We start from the raw sequence: 14,341 nt of genomic DNA on the forward strand, positions 1-14,341 counted from the left end.
AAAGTTTAAGCGTATCTATCTGCTACCGACGAAGCGACATATGCTTCGGGTTTTATTTTTGGCTCAAAACCATTTCCTCTAATCAATCCAACTACTTCTTTTATCATATCTTTCGTGCCTCCATTTTCTCCTATATCAGCGTGAATATAGCAAAATCTATAATTATAATTTTTATCTTTAGTCTCAATTCTTTTTTCAAGTTTTTCTTTAAAAAGAAGGGCCAATTTACAAGATAACAAAACCTCTTCTAATATTCTCTCCTTCCATGAGTAAAATTTTCGATTTTTATAGCTAATTTTTTTAAGAAAAAATCTTCCTCCTTCTCCCATTTTCAAAACAACAATTGCCACCGGGAAATTAGGAACTTTCTCAGAAGAAGAATCACAACCAATAATGATATCATAAAAATTATCAGTTTCAGATTCTATGTAAGCTAAAATCTCATCAATGACTTGATCTAATTTTAAGCTCCCTTTAGTGGGGTTATAAAAATAACCTCCAAAAACAGGATTTTTTTTCTCAGAAGATAAACGAGATTGCATGATATCTTTCATATACTTAATATAACAAAAAAATATAAAAAATCAACCCTTCGGCAAGCTCAGGGCAAGACTCTTCGGGATAAAAAAAAAGGGTTAAACCCTTTAAAACTTTTTTGATTATTAAAAATAGTTATCATAAAGTACGATAACAAACGCCGTAAGCAATACCATCCCTAATAAACCTCCCCAGTAAAATATATATTGTAGAATATATCCTTCGAACATAAAAGCACCAAGAATCCCAAGTCCTACCCATAGCAATATGAAGGGAAATATTATCAAAAGGTAAATGCCCAAAAACTCTAATACAGTTCTTTCTTTCATTTTAATCATCTGTAATTATTTAATTTAGAATTACTAATTATTTAATAGCAAAATTAAAATATTTGTCAATAGTTACTTTTAGATAATAGTTTAACTATCTTAATAAATTCTTTTGGTTTTAAAGAAGCTCCTCCAATTAAAAGACCTTGAAATTTGGATTCTTTAATATAACCTAAGGCATTTTGAGAATTAACACTGCCACCGTATAAAACAGGATGTTTCTTTCCTAAAACCTTTTTAATTGAAAGATTGAATCTTTTGGCCTGGGAAAAACTACAGGCTTTTCCAGTTCCAATCGCCCATATTGGTTCGTAAGCCACAATTATCTTTTTAATTTGGCTTTTTAAAATTCCCTTAATACCTCTTTTAATTTGAGAAATCTCATCAATGCATAAAATAGGTCTTAAATTTTGTTTAAGGACTGCTTTTAGCTTCTTATTAATTTCTGCGTCTTTTTCTAAGAAATGACTTCGTCTTTCAGAATGACCAATAATTACGTATTTACAACCCAAATCCGTAAGCATCAAAGGAGATATCTCTCCTGTAAAAGCGCCTCTTTCTTCCCGGAAACAATTCTGTGAGCCGAAGGCGAGTCCTCCGTAGCTCGCCCTGCGGCGAGCGGAGGAGGGAGCTCCCAATAAAGATAGATAAACAAAAGGTGGACAAATTACTACTTCTGCATTTTTGACATCTTCAATCCCTCTTCTTATTGAATTGAAAAGATTACTTGCTTTTTTTAAGCTTGTTGGATTACATTTCCAATTACCTATAATGAAAATTTTATCCATGGTTTCATTTTAATTTTATTTGTTTCTTCAAATATTTTGCTGCTTTTTCCGGCTCAATAGTAGAAATTTCCATCCTCGTCCCTATTTCAAAACCTGCAAAAATAGCTGTTTTTGGCAAAATTGTCCAGTGCCAGTGATAGTGAGGATGGCTTTTGCCGTCACAGGGAGCTGTATGTAAATAAAAATTATAAGCCGGGTCTGATAACCCTTTATACAAAGCCCGCATGGATGCTCTAAAGGCTTCTGCTAAATACCATTTTTCTTCTTCATTAGTTCTTTCAAAATATACTGAGTGCTGTTTTGGAGAAACAATAACTTGAAAAGCTGCTTTTGAAGCAAAGGGACAGATTGCTAAGAAATATTTATTTTCAAAAATAACCCTCTTTCTAACTTTTCTCTCCCAATTATTCATTTCACAATAAATACATTTTTTATTCTTTTTAAAATACCTTTCAGAGTTTAAAAGGGCATTCTTTAAATCAATATCAATTAAAGGAGTGGTTATGATTTGGGAATGGGGATGAGGTTGAGAAGCCCCAGCTTCAACTCCATGATTGTGAAAAATTGAAACATAATTGACAAATCTTTTGTTCATTAAACTCAAATATCTTTCTTGATAAACATCAAATACTTCTTTTACCCGCCCTGTATTAAAATGAGGAAAGTGTTTCTGATGGTCTTTTGTTATGACCAATTCACAAAAACCAACAGCATTCATTGTTTGATAAAATTTCCCTTCTCTCTTTTTCTTCAGTTTTGAATAAGGGAGTAAAGCGGGATATTTGTTGGGAATAACAAGGGTAGACCATTCTTCTGGAAACTCACCTTTTTTGAAAAAAACTTTTTTACCTTTAAAATAAACTAAAACCGGAGGCTCTTGAGTTTCAGTATTGCAAAAAGGACAATCTTTTCTGAGCATCTTAATTTCTGTCCTTTTCTTTTTTTTGAAAGCTTCGGGTCTCTTTCCCCTGCCAGTCGCTATCACTACCCAATCTTTTGAAACTAAATCAAACCTTAGCTCTGATGGAAATTTTATCCCGGACCTTAAATGTTTTTTCTTATCTTTTTTCATATAAACTCTTGAACATATTTAATCTTATTTTAAATAAATCTTTTCCCATTCTGAACATACTTTTTATTTTCACTTTGCTTTCTGGATCATTTATCCAGGTAACAGGAATTTCTTTTATTTTATATCCCATTTTTTTAGCGATGACCAATATCTCGGGGTCAAAAGCAAAACGGTCAATTATGCACTTAGGAAAAATATCTTCTGCAGCTTTTTTTGTAAATCCTTTAAATCCACACTGTGTATCCCAGATTCCCCAAAGACCACAAACAACCTGAACCATTAAATTAAAAACATCTCCTATTCTTCTTCTTAGCCAAGTTTGAGGAACAGAAAGCACAGCACCTTTTATGTCTCTGGAACCTATGACAACATCATATCCTTTCTTAAATTCTGGCCACATTTTTTCTACCTGGTCAATGGAGGTTGAATTATCAGCATCTGTAAAAACCCTGTATTTTCCCCTGGCTGTTAACATTCCCTGTCTTACAACATAACCCTTACCGTGATTTTCTTTGTTATCAACCAGTCTTAAATTCTCAATTTCATAAGATAGTTCTTTGACAACTTGAGCTGTGTTATCTTTTGAACCATCATTAACTAGCAAAATTTCCCAATTATAAGATTGGGTTCTCAAATACTTTGCAATCTCTCGTAAAGTTTTATGTAACCGCTTTTCCTCATTATAAGCAGGAATAATAACTGAAAGATGAATTTCTAGAAACATTTTTTCATTTTATCACAATTTCAAAATAAATAAAAAAGAGGCCTCAGCCTCAGAAAAGATTGAAAAGAACTTTTAGAAAAGACACTTCACTCGAGATATGTCTCATATTATGAATATAAAACCGCACTTACAAGCTTTAACAAAAGGAACTAAAGTCTTTTTTTCTTCACCAGATAAAAGTCTAAGAGCTACAATATGTATTTTTTTGCTTCTGTTCCTGCAAAAATTGTGATGAATCTCCATCCACGTCATCTCCCCCACTCTCTGTTTTTCTTCTGGTTTTAACTGTTGAAGAAAATTTTTAAAATATTTCTTCTTAGTCTCAGCAATTTCAGAATCTAAGTCTTTAAAAGAACTCTCGAACTTCTTCATTAGCTGATCTATTTCCAAATCTTTTTCCTCCATTACTTCTGTAATTTCTGGCATTTCATTCCACCAACTTTCATTATATCTTATTACTCAAATTTTGTTAATATCTGACAACCCTTTTTGGTTACAATTAATGTATGTTCAAAATGTGCTGATAAAGAACCGTCTTTTGTTTCAAGGCCGAATCCATCTTTTGATTTTTTAATCTCATATCCTCTCATTGTTAACATTGGCTCTAAACAAAAACACATACCTTCTTTAATCTTAGGCCCAGTCCTTCTTTTACCATAATTTAATATCTGAGGTTCTTCATGTAATTTTCTCCCAATTCCATGACCGCAAAGCTCTTTTACAACATTAAAACCCTGGTTTTCTGCGTATCTCTGAATTGTATTTGAAATATCACCAAAAGTATTTCCAATACGTGCCTTTTTAATTCCTCTCTTTAAGGCTTTTTTTGTAGCTCTTAAAAGCCTCCTCACTTCGGGTTTAATATCTCCTACAGGTAAGGTAATTGCCATATCACTATGAAAACCATTATAAAAAATACCTAAATCTAAAGATATTATATCTCCTTCTTTCAAAACCCTTTTAGAAGGTAAAGCATGAACAATCTCTTCGTTTATTGAAGTACATAAAGCAGCCGGATATCCTTCATATCCCTTAAAGGAAGGTTTTACTTTGTATTTAAAAATTAGACTCTCTGTGAGTCTATCTAATTCTTTGGTGGTAATTCCGGGCGTTATTCTTTTCTCTAATTCTTTCATTATCTGAGCTAAAATCTTACCACCTTCTGACATTATTTTGATTTCTTCCTCTGTTTTTATAGGAATCATTTCACAACTTTTAAGACATCTTTAAAAACATCTTCAATACTCTGTTCACCATTGATTTTTATTAATTCTCCTCTCTTTTGGTAATATCTGACTGCAGGTTTTACATCTGTCTTGTACCATGCAAGTCTTTTTTTAACCCCCTCTATTGAGTCATCCCTTCTAGTAAATAAATCTCCTCCACATTTGTCACATTTTTTAAGTTTTTTAAACTCACCAATAAAAGGGATAATCCTCCCACATTCTCTGCACATTCTTCTCTTGGTTAATCTCTTAATAACTTCTCTTTGAGAAATTTCTATAAGGAGAACTCTTTTGTTTTTTGTCCATCCATACCATCCCAGAGCCTGTTCTACCATTTCCGCTTCCAAATCAGTTCTAGGGCTTCCATCTATAATTATCCCTTTGAATCCCTCCTTTTTCTTAAACTTTTCAAATTCATCCATCCATATTTTAAAGATAACTGGCGTTGGAACTCTTTTCCCCTGGTCAATTTCTTTACTAATTTTAATCCCGGTAAAATCTTTTTTCTTTTTCCTAGCTCTTAATAAATCTCCACTTCCAACATATTCCAGACCAAATTTCTTTTTCAAAAGTTTTGCTTGAGTTCCCTTTCCTGAACCCGGAGGTCCTAAAATAATAATGACTTTTTTATTTTTTATTTTTCTAAAATGTATCATACTCTCTCATTTCTAATTGAGCTTGTATTTGCTTTATTGTTTCCAAAACTACCGAAACAATAATTATGATTGAGGTTCCCCCAATCAAGAAACTAAAAGCAGTAATTTTCGTCATGCCTTGAATAATTGAAGGCATTAAGGCGATTAAAGCTAAAAACAAAGCTCCAATAGGTAAAATTCGATTTAATATAAAGTTTAAGTATTTAGCAGTGGATTTGCCGGGTCGAATACCGGGAACAAAACCGCCCATTTTTTTCAAGTTTTCTGCCACTGAATCTGGTTCAAAAGTAATAAGAGTATAAAAATAAGTAAAAAGGAAAATTAAAATAAAATATAAAATCCCGTAAAGCCAGGGGTTGTTAAAAAAATCTATAATCCCTTGAGCTGCTATACCCCAAAAACCTTCAGAACCTAATAAGAAATTAGCAATCATTGAAGGGAAAGTCAAAATCGATAAAGCAAAAATAATTGGAATTACTCCAGCCGGATTAACACTTAAAGGCAGGTAAGTGGAAGCTCCTCCATAAACCATTCTTCCTCTCACCCTTTTTGCATAAGAAACTGGAATATTTCTCCTTGCTTCGTTAATAATAGTAACTCCTGCAATAATAAGCAAAGAAGCAGCAAAGAAAACCAAAATTAAATAAAAAGGGATTTTTCCTTCCTGAAAAATAGCGATTAGCTGACCTAAGTTTCTAGGAAAATCAGCAATAATCCCTGCAAAAATTAAAAGGGATACACCGTTTCCAATCCCTTTTTCTGAAATTAATTCTCCCAACCACATTAAAAAGATACTTCCAGCTGTAACGGTAACAATAGAACTTATTTTAGCTAAAGGACTAATTTCTCCAATCAATCCCTGACGAGAAAATAAAGTAAGCATTCCAAAAGATTGAAGAATGGCTAAAGGCATTGTTAAAATTCTTCCGTATTGTTCAAACTTCCTTCTACCTTCTTCTCCTTCTTCTTTATACATTTCTTCAAGTTTAGGAAATATCATTGTTAGCAACTGAAGAATAATTGTGGCTGTAATATAAGGACCTAGTCCCAGCATAATAATAGAAAATCTTTCAAGTGCACCACCCGTAAAGATATTCATAAGACCCAGTAGTTGAAATTGTCCAAAAAACTCCTTTATTTTCGCAGGATCAATCCCTGGAATAGGAATATTAGCCATTACTCGAAAAATAACAAAGATACCCAAAACAAAAAGAATTTTATTCCTTAAATCTTTCGCTTTAAATATTTGGATAATTGCGTTATACCACATTTCAATTGCTTTTATGATTTTATTTCTCCTCCTGCTTTCTTTATTTTCTCTTTGGCTTTTTCTGAAAGCTGACATCCTTTAACTATCAACTTTTTAGTCAAATTACCTTGTGCCAAAATTTTTACTTCTGGCAACATTCCTTTTATTTTACGGATTAATCTCTTTTCAATCAATACCTGAGGTGAAATTAAATCTCCCTTTTTAAAAACTTTATCTAAATCTTTGATGTTAATAATGGCTGGTTTTTTCTTTCTTGATTTAAACCTATACCCTCTAAGTTTAGGATATTTTTTAATCAACTGCCGAATCGGAGGCACCATTTTTCGGCCTGCCCTTGTTTTTTGTCCTTTTATTCCCCGGCCAGAATAAGTACCTCTTTTACCGCCACGTCCGATTCGCTTCTGCTTTTTCCTTTTATGAATTGATTTTAATTGGTGTAATTGCATAGTGGTAACACTTATTTTCATTTTCCTTATTGCCTGTCTTTTCTTACTTTCAATCTCTTCAATGCCTCAATCATTGCCTTAGCATTATTTAACTTATTGCTTGTTGCTCCCAAAATCTTAGAAGATATATTTTTTATTCCAGCTAAAGTACAGATAATTCTTACTGTTCCCCCGGCTACCAATCCTCTTCCTTTTCTCTGGGGTTTTAAAAGTATTTTAGCTGCCCCAAATTTAGCTTCAACCTGATGAGGAATGGTGTCTTCGACAATCGGTATTTCAATTAAATTCTTCTTAGACAATCTAGTTGCTTTCTCAATAGCTTTGGCAACGTCTGAACCTGAAGCTACTCCTACTCCTACTTTCCCTTGCTTATCTCCCACCACCATCACTGCTCTAAATCTTAGTTTTCTACCTCCTTCCCGGGTATGAGAAACGCGGGCTAAATCTAAAAGCTTTGATTCAAACTCATCTTTATCTCTCTGGAATCTATCTATTCTTTTATTTCTCATTTTATTAAATCTTAACTATTTTTTTAATATTAAAATTTTAGTTCTCCTGCTCGAGCTCCCTCTGCTAATGATTTTACTCTTCCATGATATTTATATCCTCCCCTATCAAAAACAATCTCCTTAATCTTTAACTCTTTGGCTTTTTGGGCGATTAATTTACCAACTTCAAATGCTGGGGCTAATTTACCTGAAAATTCTTCCTTGCCCGCCGTAGCTTTCTTTATCGACTTCTTACTCTTCTTTACTACATTCAACTCCAAATCATTAGCTGAAGCAATAATCCTATTTCTTTCATCATCAATTAATTGAGCGTATATATGTTTGTTTGAACGAAAAACACAAAGACGGGGTCTCTTTGCTGTACCAGAAATTTTACCTCTTACTCTCTTATGTCGTCTATATTTTTTTCTTCTTTTCCCCTTTACATTCATAGATTAATTATTGTCTTTTAACATTTATTTTTGCGAATAATATTTTCTATCCAGCTACGCCTCCTGTTACTACTTTCTTTCCTGCTTTTCTTCTTACCTCTTCACCTACATATCTAATTCCCTTTCCTTTATAGGGTTCGGGAGGTTTCACTTTCCTTGTCTTTGCTGCAATTAAACCTACAAGTTCTTTATCTATACCTGAAATAGTAATTATATTCTTTTCTACCGAAATTTTAATTTCTTTTGGGATTTTTATCTTAACGGAATGGGTAAAACCAACCATTAAAACTAAATTATCTCCTTCGACATTAGCTTTATATCCTAAACCTCGAATTTCTAACTTCTTTTCATATCCTTCGGTTACTCCCTTTACCATATTGTTCAGGAGAGCTCTAGTTAAACCCCAAAAAGCTTTAGTATTTTTTGTTTTAGATTTTGGCAAAACAAAGATTTTTCCTTCTTTCAATTCAACCTTAATCTCAGGTCTAACTTCTCGGGATAATTCCCCTCTCGGACCTTTTATTGTTACTCTTTTATAGTCTATTTTTACTTCAACGCCTTCCGGTATTTCAATTGGTTTTTTACCTATTCGGGACATATAAAGTGAATGTGTTATCTATTACCATACCTCGCATATTACTTCTCCTCCTATGTTTTGTTTTCTAACTTCTTCATCTGTTAGCAAACCTTTTGAGGTTGAAATGATACTAATACCATAACCGCTTCTTACAGGTTTTATTTTTTTTGCTCTGAGATAAATCCTCTGACCAGGCTTGGAAATTCTTTTTAAACCAGATATTACTGGTTTTTTATCTTCATACTTTAGTTTGATTTCTATAATTCTTTTGATTCCCCTACCTTTTTTCTCAACTTTTTCAACAAAAGCGTTTTTTTCTAAAATTTTAGCAATTTCAAACTTTAATTTAGAAAAAGGAATCTTAACTGTTTCTTTTAAAACAGCCTGGGCGTTTCTAATTGATGTTAACATGTCAGCTATTGGATCCATACTTTTACCAGCTGCTTTTTTTTACCCCCGGGATTAGACCTTTATTTGCCATTTCCCTAAAGCAAATTCTGCATAGACCAAACTTTCTCATATATCCCCTTTTTCTTCCACATCTAAAGCACCTTCGCACAATTCGAGTTTTGAATTTTGGTTTTTTCTTTGCTTTAGCAATTAGGGATTTTTTTGGCATAGTGATAATACCCAATTGGGAAGGTATGTTTTACTTATACTACTTTTTTATGGGGAATCCCATTAATCTTAATAACTCTAATCCTTCCTCGCGTTTTTGGGTTGTCGTAACTATTGTTATCTCTAAACTAAAAATTATTTTAGCTTTCTCAGGTAAAATTTCAGCAAAAGATATGTGCTCTTTAATAGCTATGGTCAAATTCCCTTTTTTATCAACAGAATCAGGTTTTATACCTGAAAAATCTCGGGAACGGGGTAATGTTATGTGAATCAATCTTTCCAAAAGGTCAAACATTTTCTTCTTCCTTAAGGTAACCATAATTCCAACTGGAGAACCCTTACGAATTTTAAAACCAGAAATTGACTTCCTTGCTTTAGTTAGAATGGGGTGTTGACCGGTAATTAGGGTTAAACCATTTGAAATACTATTTAAAATCTTTTTTTGCTCATCTGAAGTTTTTCCAGAAATCAATTTCCCAAACCCAACATTCACTACCACTTTTTCAATATTTGGAACAGCCATCTTACTCTTATAGCCAAATTTTTCCATCATAGCCGAAATCACTTCTTTCTTGTACTTTTCAGTTATACCAATCATACTTCTTTGCCGCATTTTTTACAGATGCGATATTTTTTGTTATCTATAATTTTATAACCTATCCTTGTGGACTTTCCACATTTAGGACAAATTAATTTCACATTTGAAACATCTATTGGAGAAGGCATTTCGATAATTTGACCTTTTTCTCCTGTTCTTTTAGCTCTTTGATGTTTTTTTATCAAATTTACTCCTTCAACTACAACTTTTCTCTCTTTCGGGAGAGCCCTTAAAACCCTACCTTTTTTAGTCCGATATTTGCCAGAAATAACCAGAACCTGATCACCTTTGCGTATTTTCATACAATTTCTCTTGCTAAAGTTATTACTTTTTCAAAACCTTTTTCTTTTATTTCTCTTGCTATAGGACCGAAAATTCTTCCTCCTCTTGGGTTTTTTGTTTTTCCTTCTAAGATAATACAGGCATTATCATCAAATCTAATGTAAGAACCATCACGCCTCCGATATTCTTTTTTCTGTCTTACAATCAAAGCTCTAACTACATCATGTTTTTTCACCTCCCTTCTCGGTTCTGCTACTTTTACTGTTCCGACGACAACATCACCAATTCGAGCATAACGTTTTTTGCTACCACCTAAAACATGAATGCATTGAAGAATCTTTGCTCCGCTATTATCTATTACTTTTATTATTGTTCTTATTTGAATCATAGAAACTGTTTATTTTCTTAATAACTCTCCACCTCTTCCCTTTGCTTAAGGGTCTGCACTCTTTAATTATAACCCTATCTCCAATCTTATATTCTTCTTTTTCATCATGGGCTTTATACTTTTTATGAATCTTATATCTCCTTTTATACTTTGGGCTTTCCTTTATTCTTTCAACCTCAACCACAACTGTTTTTTGCATTTTGTTTGAAATAATTATACCTTTTAATTGTTTTTTAGGCATAGTGGTACTCACTCTTGACCCCCCTCCGATATGGGGAGGATTATTTTATATTTTTCATGTTTCACGCTTCACGAAGAATGGTTAATATTCTTGCAATGTCTTTTTTAGTTTGTCGAACTTCTCTAACATTTTTTAGCTTTCCACCTGCTAAATGAAAACGTAAAACCCTTAATTTTTCTCTCTTATTTGCTATAAGTTTTTTTAATTCTGATTTAGATTTATTCTGTAATTTATCTATCTTCATTTTTATCTTCGAGTAATAAATTTAGTTTTAATTGGTAATTTATCTGAGGCTCTTCTCAAAGCTTCCTTTGCTACTTCCTCTTTTACCCCTTCTAATTCAAAGATAACTCTTCCTGGTTTTATTGGAAAGACATAATGAGAAAAAGAGCCTTTTCCGCCGCCCATCGTAAATTCTGTCCCTTTCGATGTCACAGGTTTATCCGGGAAAACTCTAATCCATAACTTCCCGCCTTTTTTTAAATATCTCATAATTGTTCTTCTGGCAGCTTCAATTTGTCTAACAGTAAGCCAATGAGTTCCTAAAGATTTCAACCCATAAGAACCAAAACTAAGTTCGGTTCCCCGTGTTGAAATGCCTTTTGATCTTCCTTTAAACCGCTTTTTATATTTAAGTTTTTTTGGTCCTAATATAGCCATGATATTAAAATCCTAAATTCAAATATCTTTTAATTGCTCCGCAATTACAGGAAGCAAAGCGACTGGTTTGTAACTCTAAATTCAAATATTATAAACATGTTTTGGATTTAGAATTTTTCTCCTTTATATATCCAAACTTTTATCCCTACGGCTCCGTAACTACAAAAAGCTGTATCTCGAGCATAGTCAATATCAGCTCTCAAGGTTTGTCTCGGAAGCAAACCTTTTTGCAGCCATTCTCTTCTTGCAATAGAGATTCCATTTAATCTACCTGCAACTTCAAGTCTTGCTCCTTTCGCTCCTTTTTGACTCATAATCTTACTTAAGGTCTTTTTCAAAACTCTTCGATAGGGCATTCTTTTTTCAATTTGAGCAGCCATCAACTGAGCAACTAAAAGAGCAGAAAGCCATATGTTTTTAATTTCTCTAATTTCAATCTTTGAATCTAACTTTATGCCTCCTCTTTTGTTATAGGGAGCTTTTGTTTTTAAAATCTTTTGCCTTAATTCTTTTATTAATCTTTCAACACCTTCTCCTGCCCGACCTATTACTAATCCCGGCCTAGCAGTAAAAATTATAATATTTATCTTACCGGGAGACCTCTCAATTTCAATCTTACCCAACCCAAACTTTTTAATCTTCTTTTTGATAAATTCTCTAATCTCAAAATCTTCCTTTAAATAGGAAGCGAAATTTTTTTCGTAAAATCCGCGAGAATCCCAATCTTTTATTTCCCTTATTCTGAATGCTTTTGGGTGAACCTTGTGTGACATAATAATTTAAATTCTAAATTCTTTTTACGAAGTGAAAGGCTATATGGCTTTTCGCCTAAAAAATCTTTTTATCCCTCTTTCTCTTTTTGGTCTAATTCTTTTTGTTCTAATTTTTTCTGTTTTTAATCTTTTTTTCATTTTTTCTTTTATCTCTCTTGATTCCTCTGCCTTTAATGTTTCTTTCTTTCTATCTTTTTCAATCTTAACGGTTTTTTTCTCTTCCTTCGTAGTTTTGATAAAGGAGGGTTTTTCCCCTGCCAATTTTAATTTTTTCTTGACAACTTTTTTCTCAACCTCCTCTAAAACAATTGTTATATGAGATGTTCTCTTAAGGATTATATCTGCCTTTCCTCTCGCCCGAGGAAAAGTTCTTTTATAACTTGGACCTCCGTCAACAAAAATTTTGGAAACATAAATATTTTTTTTATCCAGTTTCAAGTTTCTATCTTTAGCATTGGCTAAGGCTTGATTAAGAAGTTTCAATATTGGCAAGGCAGCTCTTTTCTGAGTGAAATTCAAAATAGTTTGAGCTTCCTCAACCTTTTCTCCCCGAATCAAATCAGCTACTAATCTTACTTTTCGAGGAGCAATCCTTAAATAACGTAGTTTAGCACTTGAAATCATAATTTGCCTTATTTAATGCCTGTATGTTCTTATGTTTTACTTCTTTCCTGTTTCTTTTCGAACTCCCTTCTTTTCTAAGTCTCTTTGCATTTTTCCACCATGCCTTAAAAACTTAGTGGTTGGAGAAAATTCACCAAGTTTATGTCCAACCATAGCTTCTTCAACCTTCACAGAAATAAATTCTTTTCCGTTATGGACAAGAAAAGTAAAACCAACCATTTCCGGACTAATAACACAATTTCTTCTCCATGTTCTGATGGGTTCTTTTTTATTACCTTTTAATCTCTCTATTTTCTTCATTAACTTTGGGTCAATATATGGACCTTTTTTAAGACTTCTAGCCATATTATTTTCTCTTTCTTCTTCTTTTAATTATTAATTTATCTGTCCATTTTTTTCTTCTGGTTCTAACTCCGAGAGCCGGTTTTCCCCAGGGTGTTTTTGGATGCTTCATTCCAATCGGACTCTTTCCAGACCCTCCTCCATGCGGATGGTCTACCGGGTTCATAGCCGTTCCTCTGACAGCTGGCCGCCAACCCCTCAATCTTCTCCTACCTGCTTTTCCTATTTTTTCAAAACGCTTTTTGGGATTTGAAACCTGACCTATTGAAGCAAAACAATCTTTAAAAACCTTTCTGATTTCTCCTGAAGGCATCTTCAAATGAGTATAACGTCCTTCGTGAACCAAAATCTTAGCAGATGTTCCAGCTGACCTTACTATTTTTCCTCCTCTACCCACCTCTAATTCAATATTATAAACACCGCTTCCTGAAGGAATATTCTTTAATCTCATTCTATTGCCGATTTTTACCTTAGCTTTCTCAGAACAAATTATCTCATCTGATTCCTTAAGACCAACAGGAGCTAAAACATATCTTTTATCGCCATCTTCATAAGTAATTAAAGCTATAAAAGCAGTCCGGTTTGGGTCATATTCTAAAGCTAAAACCTTTCCTTTAATGTCTAACTTTTCTTGACCAAAATCCAAAATCCTGTAAAGTCTTTTAACGCCTCCTCCTCTATGGCGAACACTTATCCTGCCTGAACTACTCCTGCCCCCTTTTTTCTTTAAAGGCGAAAGTAGTTTTTTTTCCGGCTTTTTCTTACTTAATAACTTTCTTAATGATACTGTTTTTTTCATAATAAATTTCAAAAAGATATATAAATAATTAGGGGGTTAGTTCTCCAATCTTTTGTCCTTCTTTTATTTTTACAATTGCTTTTTTGTAAGCTTTTGTCCATCCTGAAGTCTTACCTAATCTTCTTCTTTTTTTAGGAATTTTTATAATCTTAACACTTAAAACATCAACACCGTATAATTGTTTAACTGCTTTTTTAATTTCAGTTTTATTAGAATCTAAAAAGACCTTAAAAGTATATTGGTTTTTTTTCGTCAAATCTGTTGCTTTTTCTGTAATATGAGGGGCTTTTAGAATAGTAACTGCTAATTTAGTATCAGTCTTTTTCTTTTTTCTTTTTAAAATTTTCTCTGTCTTTTTTTTAATTTCCTTTGGCTCCTCAATGGTCTCTTTTACTTCTTTTTTTTCAGATAAGGGTTTTTTCTTTTTGAATAAATCTCGTAAATCCATAGA

The 14,341-nt window shown here is 32.9% G+C and carries 25 protein-coding genes; all 25 read right to left on the reverse strand.

Annotated features, from left to right (window positions below):
- Nucleotides 1–5: 5 nt before the first annotated feature.
- Nucleotides 6–554, reverse strand: a complete 549-nt coding sequence (locus tag IB617_03405; GenBank protein ID UZE93174.1) for a hypothetical protein — start codon at nucleotides 552–554, stop codon at nucleotides 6–8.
- Between the two features lie 377 nt (nucleotides 555–931).
- Nucleotides 932–1,654, reverse strand: coding sequence for a triose-phosphate isomerase (gene tpiA, locus IB617_03410; protein UZE93175.1), 723 nt, complete (start codon nucleotides 1,652–1,654; stop codon nucleotides 932–934).
- A gap of 4 nt (nucleotides 1,655–1,658) precedes the next feature.
- Nucleotides 1,659–2,726, reverse strand: a complete 1,068-nt coding sequence (locus IB617_03415) for a DUF4921 family protein (protein UZE93176.1) — start codon at nucleotides 2,724–2,726, stop codon at nucleotides 1,659–1,661.
- Nucleotides 2,713–3,438: a glycosyltransferase family 2 protein gene (locus IB617_03420; protein UZE93538.1), complete on the reverse strand. Its 726-nt coding sequence runs from the start codon at nucleotides 3,436–3,438 to the stop codon at nucleotides 2,713–2,715. The genes IB617_03415 and IB617_03420 overlap by 14 nt, the downstream gene beginning before the upstream one ends.
- A gap of 114 nt (nucleotides 3,439–3,552) precedes the next feature.
- A complete protein-coding gene (locus IB617_03425) occupies nucleotides 3,553–3,876 on the reverse strand; it encodes a hypothetical protein (protein UZE93177.1) in 324 nt (107 codons plus the stop codon).
- A gap of 29 nt (nucleotides 3,877–3,905) precedes the next feature.
- Nucleotides 3,906–4,655, reverse strand: a complete 750-nt coding sequence (gene map / locus IB617_03430; GenBank protein UZE93178.1) for a type I methionyl aminopeptidase — start codon at nucleotides 4,653–4,655, stop codon at nucleotides 3,906–3,908.
- Nucleotides 4,652–5,332, reverse strand: coding sequence for a nucleoside monophosphate kinase (locus IB617_03435; protein ID UZE93179.1), 681 nt, complete (start codon nucleotides 5,330–5,332; stop codon nucleotides 4,652–4,654). Before IB617_03435 ends, map begins: the two co-directional genes overlap by 4 nt.
- A complete protein-coding gene (gene secY, locus IB617_03440; protein ID UZE93539.1) occupies nucleotides 5,319–6,602 on the reverse strand; it encodes a preprotein translocase subunit SecY in 1,284 nt (427 codons plus the stop codon). The genes IB617_03435 and secY overlap by 14 nt, the downstream gene beginning before the upstream one ends.
- 11 nt (nucleotides 6,603–6,613) lie before the next feature.
- Nucleotides 6,614–7,048, reverse strand: coding sequence for an uL15 family ribosomal protein (locus IB617_03445; protein UZE93540.1), 435 nt, complete (start codon nucleotides 7,046–7,048; stop codon nucleotides 6,614–6,616).
- 26 nt (nucleotides 7,049–7,074) lie between these two features.
- Nucleotides 7,075–7,557 carry a 30S ribosomal protein S5 gene (locus IB617_03450; protein ID UZE93180.1) on the reverse strand — a complete coding sequence of 161 codons (483 nt, stop codon included), beginning with the start codon at nucleotides 7,555–7,557 and terminating at the stop codon, nucleotides 7,075–7,077.
- Between the two features lie 29 nt (nucleotides 7,558–7,586).
- Entirely contained in the window at nucleotides 7,587–7,988 is a 402-nt protein-coding gene (locus IB617_03455) for a 50S ribosomal protein L18 (GenBank protein ID UZE93181.1), read from the reverse strand.
- A 46-nt stretch (nucleotides 7,989–8,034) separates the two neighbouring features.
- The gene (gene rplF, locus IB617_03460) at nucleotides 8,035–8,586 is read right to left on the reverse strand and encodes a 50S ribosomal protein L6 (protein ID UZE93182.1); all 552 of its coding nucleotides are present in this window, start codon (nucleotides 8,584–8,586) and stop codon (nucleotides 8,035–8,037) included.
- Nucleotides 8,587–8,607: 21 nt separating this feature from the next.
- The gene (rpsH, locus tag IB617_03465) at nucleotides 8,608–8,994 is read right to left on the reverse strand and encodes a 30S ribosomal protein S8 (protein UZE93183.1); all 387 of its coding nucleotides are present in this window, start codon (nucleotides 8,992–8,994) and stop codon (nucleotides 8,608–8,610) included.
- A gap of 4 nt (nucleotides 8,995–8,998) precedes the next feature.
- Complete coding sequence (locus IB617_03470; GenBank protein ID UZE93184.1) at nucleotides 8,999–9,184, reverse strand: type Z 30S ribosomal protein S14; 186 nt, start codon at nucleotides 9,182–9,184, stop codon at nucleotides 8,999–9,001.
- Nucleotides 9,185–9,223: 39 nt separating this feature from the next.
- On the reverse strand, nucleotides 9,224–9,781 hold the full coding sequence (gene rplE, locus IB617_03475; protein ID UZE93185.1) for a 50S ribosomal protein L5: 558 nt from the start codon (nucleotides 9,779–9,781) through the stop codon (nucleotides 9,224–9,226).
- Nucleotides 9,778–10,083: a 50S ribosomal protein L24 gene (locus tag IB617_03480; protein ID UZE93186.1), complete on the reverse strand. Its 306-nt coding sequence runs from the start codon at nucleotides 10,081–10,083 to the stop codon at nucleotides 9,778–9,780. Before IB617_03480 ends, rplE begins: the two co-directional genes overlap by 4 nt.
- Nucleotides 10,080–10,451, reverse strand: coding sequence for a 50S ribosomal protein L14 (gene rplN, locus IB617_03485; GenBank protein UZE93187.1), 372 nt, complete (start codon nucleotides 10,449–10,451; stop codon nucleotides 10,080–10,082). Before rplN ends, IB617_03480 begins: the two co-directional genes overlap by 4 nt.
- Nucleotides 10,414–10,692 (reverse strand): 30S ribosomal protein S17, encoded by a 279-nt coding sequence (rpsQ, locus tag IB617_03490; GenBank protein UZE93188.1) that lies wholly within the window; start codon nucleotides 10,690–10,692, stop codon nucleotides 10,414–10,416. Before rpsQ ends, rplN begins: the two co-directional genes overlap by 38 nt.
- A 61-nt stretch (nucleotides 10,693–10,753) precedes the next feature.
- Nucleotides 10,754–10,936, reverse strand: a complete 183-nt coding sequence (rpmC, locus tag IB617_03495; protein UZE93189.1) for a 50S ribosomal protein L29 — start codon at nucleotides 10,934–10,936, stop codon at nucleotides 10,754–10,756.
- A gap of 2 nt (nucleotides 10,937–10,938) precedes the next feature.
- Nucleotides 10,939–11,346, reverse strand: coding sequence for a 50S ribosomal protein L16 (gene rplP / locus IB617_03500; protein ID UZE93541.1), 408 nt, complete (start codon nucleotides 11,344–11,346; stop codon nucleotides 10,939–10,941).
- A gap of 113 nt (nucleotides 11,347–11,459) precedes the next feature.
- Nucleotides 11,460–12,125, reverse strand: a complete 666-nt coding sequence (rpsC, locus tag IB617_03505) for a 30S ribosomal protein S3 (GenBank protein UZE93190.1) — start codon at nucleotides 12,123–12,125, stop codon at nucleotides 11,460–11,462.
- Between the two features lie 39 nt (nucleotides 12,126–12,164).
- Nucleotides 12,165–12,749, reverse strand: coding sequence for a 50S ribosomal protein L22 (gene rplV / locus IB617_03510; protein UZE93191.1), 585 nt, complete (start codon nucleotides 12,747–12,749; stop codon nucleotides 12,165–12,167).
- A 36-nt stretch (nucleotides 12,750–12,785) separates the two neighbouring features.
- A complete protein-coding gene (gene rpsS / locus IB617_03515; protein ID UZE93192.1) occupies nucleotides 12,786–13,094 on the reverse strand; it encodes a 30S ribosomal protein S19 in 309 nt (102 codons plus the stop codon).
- Nucleotide 13,095: 1 nt separating this feature from the next.
- A complete protein-coding gene (rplB, locus tag IB617_03520; GenBank protein UZE93193.1) occupies nucleotides 13,096–13,890 on the reverse strand; it encodes a 50S ribosomal protein L2 in 795 nt (264 codons plus the stop codon).
- A 28-nt stretch (nucleotides 13,891–13,918) separates the two neighbouring features.
- Entirely contained in the window at nucleotides 13,919–14,338 is a 420-nt protein-coding gene (rplW, locus tag IB617_03525) for a 50S ribosomal protein L23 (protein UZE93194.1), read from the reverse strand.
- Nucleotides 14,339–14,341: the final 3 nt, after the last annotated feature.

It is taken from the genome of Candidatus Nealsonbacteria bacterium (assembly GCA_026016225.1).
Lineage (GTDB): Bacteria > Patescibacteriota > Minisyncoccia > Minisyncoccales > JANBVM01 > Nealson33H.

Excerpts from the sequence above, each read along its gene's own strand:
- rpsQ (UZE93188.1), bottom strand. The coding sequence starts at position 10,692 with ATGCCTAAAAAACAATTAAAAGGTATAATTATTTCAAACAAAATGCAA.
- IB617_03450 (UZE93180.1), bottom strand. The coding sequence starts at position 7,557 with ATGAGAAATAAAAGAATAGATAGATTCCAGAGAGATAAAGATGAGTTT.
- tpiA (UZE93175.1), bottom strand. The coding sequence starts at position 1,654 with ATGGATAAAATTTTCATTATAGGTAATTGGAAATGTAATCCAACAAGC.
- rpsC (UZE93190.1), bottom strand. The coding sequence starts at position 12,125 with ATGTCACACAAGGTTCACCCAAAAGCATTCAGAATAAGGGAAATAAAA.
- IB617_03405 (UZE93174.1), bottom strand. The coding sequence starts at position 554 with ATGAAAGATATCATGCAATCTCGTTTATCTTCTGAGAAAAAAAATCCT.
- rplN (UZE93187.1), bottom strand. The coding sequence starts at position 10,451 with ATGATTCAAATAAGAACAATAATAAAAGTAATAGATAATAGCGGAGCA.
- rpsS (UZE93192.1), bottom strand. The coding sequence starts at position 13,094 with ATGGCTAGAAGTCTTAAAAAAGGTCCATATATTGACCCAAAGTTAATG.
- IB617_03480 (UZE93186.1), bottom strand. The coding sequence starts at position 10,083 with ATGAAAATACGCAAAGGTGATCAGGTTCTGGTTATTTCTGGCAAATAT.
- rplE (UZE93185.1), bottom strand. The coding sequence starts at position 9,781 with ATGATTGGTATAACTGAAAAGTACAAGAAAGAAGTGATTTCGGCTATG.
- rplW (UZE93194.1), bottom strand. The coding sequence starts at position 14,338 with ATGGATTTACGAGATTTATTCAAAAAGAAAAAACCCTTATCTGAAAAA.
- rpmC (UZE93189.1), bottom strand. The coding sequence starts at position 10,936 with ATGAAGATAGATAAATTACAGAATAAATCTAAATCAGAATTAAAAAAA.
- IB617_03455 (UZE93181.1), bottom strand. The coding sequence starts at position 7,988 with ATGAATGTAAAGGGGAAAAGAAGAAAAAAATATAGACGACATAAGAGA.
- IB617_03445 (UZE93540.1), bottom strand. The coding sequence starts at position 7,048 with ATGCAATTACACCAATTAAAATCAATTCATAAAAGGAAAAAGCAGAAG.
- rpsH (UZE93183.1), bottom strand. The coding sequence starts at position 8,994 with ATGGATCCAATAGCTGACATGTTAACATCAATTAGAAACGCCCAGGCT.
- IB617_03435 (UZE93179.1), bottom strand. The coding sequence starts at position 5,332 with ATGATACATTTTAGAAAAATAAAAAATAAAAAAGTCATTATTATTTTA.
- map (UZE93178.1), bottom strand. The coding sequence starts at position 4,655 with ATGATTCCTATAAAAACAGAGGAAGAAATCAAAATAATGTCAGAAGGT.
- IB617_03415 (UZE93176.1), bottom strand. The coding sequence starts at position 2,726 with ATGAAAAAAGATAAGAAAAAACATTTAAGGTCCGGGATAAAATTTCCA.
- secY (UZE93539.1), bottom strand. The coding sequence starts at position 6,602 with ATGTGGTATAACGCAATTATCCAAATATTTAAAGCGAAAGATTTAAGG.
- rplF (UZE93182.1), bottom strand. The coding sequence starts at position 8,586 with ATGTCCCGAATAGGTAAAAAACCAATTGAAATACCGGAAGGCGTTGAA.
- rplV (UZE93191.1), bottom strand. The coding sequence starts at position 12,749 with ATGATTTCAAGTGCTAAACTACGTTATTTAAGGATTGCTCCTCGAAAA.
- IB617_03470 (UZE93184.1), bottom strand. The coding sequence starts at position 9,184 with ATGCCAAAAAAATCCCTAATTGCTAAAGCAAAGAAAAAACCAAAATTC.
- IB617_03425 (UZE93177.1), bottom strand. The coding sequence starts at position 3,876 with ATGCCAGAAATTACAGAAGTAATGGAGGAAAAAGATTTGGAAATAGAT.
- rplB (UZE93193.1), bottom strand. The coding sequence starts at position 13,890 with ATGAAAAAAACAGTATCATTAAGAAAGTTATTAAGTAAGAAAAAGCCG.